This window comes from Vibrio sp. AND4, assembly GCF_000171815.1.
Lineage (GTDB): Bacteria > Pseudomonadota > Gammaproteobacteria > Enterobacterales > Vibrionaceae > Vibrio.
Genome location: NZ_ABGR01000085.1, coordinates 1 through 2527, shown reverse-complemented (window position 1 = coordinate 2527; position 2527 = coordinate 1). Strand labels below are relative to the sequence as shown.

The 2527-nt window shown below is 44.0% G+C and carries 3 protein-coding genes and 1 pseudogene; all 4 read left to right on the top strand.

The genetic code is table 11. The features are described 5' to 3' along the window. The coding region (gene sfsA, locus AND4_RS18700) for a DNA/RNA nuclease SfsA (protein ID WP_009844554.1) at positions 1-705 on the top strand (705 nt) is incomplete at its 5' end. 135 nt (positions 706-840) lie between these two features. Continuing rightward, the gene (gene dksA / locus AND4_RS18695; RefSeq protein ID WP_009844553.1) at positions 841-1287 is read left to right on the top strand and encodes an RNA polymerase-binding protein DksA; all 447 of its coding nucleotides are present in this window, start codon (positions 841-843) and stop codon (positions 1285-1287) included. Between the two features lie 108 nt (positions 1288-1395). Continuing rightward, positions 1396-2259, top strand: a complete 864-nt coding sequence (gene gluQRS, locus AND4_RS18690) for a tRNA glutamyl-Q(34) synthetase GluQRS (protein WP_009844552.1) — start codon at positions 1396-1398, stop codon at positions 2257-2259. Between the two features lie 107 nt (positions 2260-2366). After that, positions 2367-2527 (top strand): annotated as a pseudogene (locus AND4_RS20185) (polynucleotide adenylyltransferase PcnB); the annotation flags it as partial.

The window sequence follows — 2527 nt, the reverse complement described above, 5'->3', positions numbered from 1 at the left end:
CCCGCTTTGGAGTCTGCGACTCTGCTCAAACGCTATAAACGCTTCCTTGCTGATATCAAACTGGATAGTGGTGAAATTCGAACCATCCACTGTGCCAACACTGGTGCAATGACAGGTTGTGCAACACCAGGTAATAAAGTTTGGTATTCCACTTCTGACAATCCCAAGCGTAAATACCCAAACAGTTGGGAGCTTAGTGAGACAGCGCAAGGACATAAAATCTGTATTAACACCGCACGCGCTAACCAATTAGCGGTTGAAGCCATTGAAAATAATGTCATTTCAGAGCTCTTAGGATATGACCTACTTCAAACTGAGGTGAAATACGGCAATGAAAATAGCCGAATTGATATCCTGCTCAGCGCAAGTGACAAAGCAAAGTGCTATATAGAGGTGAAAAGCGTTACTCTGCTAGATGAGGGAAGTCCATCGGGACAAGGTTATTTCCCAGATACTGTGACGACTCGAGGGCAAAAACACCTGCGTGAACTCACAGAAATGGCACAAACTGGGAGCAGAGCCATACTTTTATTCACTGTTTTGCATTCAGGTATTGAAAAAGTATCCGCGGCACACCATATAGACGCGAAATATTCAACGTTACTAAAACAAGCGCAAGACGCTGGGGTAGAAGTTCTTTGCTATAAAGCAGAACTAAGCATTACTGAAGCTAAGTTACTCTCTGCTATTGAGTTTATCAATTAAGAGAAAAATGACGCAGTCTTCACATTGACGATAAGTTTGCAATTCAGTAATTGCCTGCACCGCCTCTTTTTGCTATAGATACCCGCCTTAAATTGACTGCGATGCAGTTGACTAGGTGTAAGTAGGAGATGCTGTATGCCAGAATCAAAGAAGAAAACGATAGGCATCCTAGCCATTGCCGGTGTGGAGCCATATCAGGAAAAGCCTGGTGAAGAGTACATGTCACCAGTACAGGTTGAACACTTTACAAAGATCTTAACAGCCTGGCGTAATCAGCTCAGGGAAGAAGTCGATCGCACTGTACACCACATGCAGGACGAAGCTGCAAACTTCCCAGATCCAGTTGACCGTGCTTCTCAAGAAGAAGAGTTCAGCTTAGAATTACGCAATCGTGACCGTGAGCGTCGCCTAATCAAGAAGATTGAAAAAACGCTAGATAAAATCAAAGACGACGATTTCGGTTTTTGTGATTCCTGTGGCGTAGAAATCGGCGTTCGTCGCCTAGAAGCCCGCCCAACAGCAGATCTTTGTATTGACTGCAAAACACTCGCAGAAATCAAAGAGAAACAAATGCAAGGTTAATCAATCATGCATGAGGATTATTGAAGGGAGCCCAGGCTCCCTTTTTGTTTTGATTAGCTTTTGAATACTTAGCTTGTCGTTTTACCTAGATATTTTCGAGATATACGCATGGCACACTATGTGGGTCGATTTGCCCCATCTCCCTCAGGTCCATTACATTTTGGTTCTTTAGTCGCCGCTCTAGGCAGCTACTTTCAAGCAAAAGCGAATCAGGGCACTTGGCTCGTTCGTATTGAAGATCTTGATCCACCAAGAGAAATGCCTGGCGCCTCTAGAGCGATTCTAGACGCACTTAAAGCGTATCATTTGCATTGGGATGGCGAGGTAGTTTACCAAAGCAACCGACATCAACTCTACCAAGCACAAATTGATGCTTGGCTAAAAAGTGGGAAGGCGTATTATTGCGACTGTTCACGTAAGCAAATTAAAGAACACGGTGGTTATTATCTCGGCACTTGTCGCGACAAAGGCTTGAAAAAGGGCGCGATTCGCCTAAGAATGACCAAGCCTACTGCTGATTTCATCGATCAAAAACACGGTTTGATAACCATTGCCGAGGCGTTAGTCAATGAAGATTTCATTATTAAACGCCGAGATGGATTATTTGCCTATAATCTTGCGGTAGTATTAGACGACATTGACCAAGGTGTGACTGAAGTCGTGCGTGGAGCAGACTTGATAGAGCCCACAGGCCGCCAAATTAGTTTATACCAAATCCTTGGGCAACCTGAAGTCCGCTATTTGCATTTACCGCTTGCGATGGACAACAACGGCAATAAATTATCGAAACAAAATCATGCAACATCGATTGATATCGATAATCCGAAGCCTGCTCTGCTGCAGGCAATGATGTTTTTAGGATTCGATATCCCCGAAGGTATCAAAGCCGCTAACATAGACCAAATACTTCGTTGGGGCTGCGAAAATTGGCGTTTAGAACAACTTCCAACAGAGATAGAGATCACGCCGTGATTCTCAAACGGGACTGCGTAAGCTATTATTAGCCGCAAAATTGGCCCTAGAGGCTTAAAAACCAAACGAAGCAAAATTGGATTAAACCCAGTGATTGCCAGATGCATATGAATACAAACGACTCTACAACAAGCGAATCTGCTATGATCCCAGAACTCGCTCTCAATGTAATTACTCGTGAAGAGCACAACATTTCGCGTAAGCAGATCAGTGACAATGCTCTGAAGGTGCTATACCGACTAAACGGTGCTGGTTTCGATGCTTTTCT

Bases quoted from the DNA above. Each gene is read 5' to 3' on its own strand.
- dksA (WP_009844553.1), top strand. From the start codon at position 841: ATGCCAGAATCAAAGAAGAAAACGATAGGCATCCTAGCCATTGCCGGT.
- gluQRS (WP_009844552.1), top strand. From the start codon at position 1,396: ATGGCACACTATGTGGGTCGATTTGCCCCATCTCCCTCAGGTCCATTA.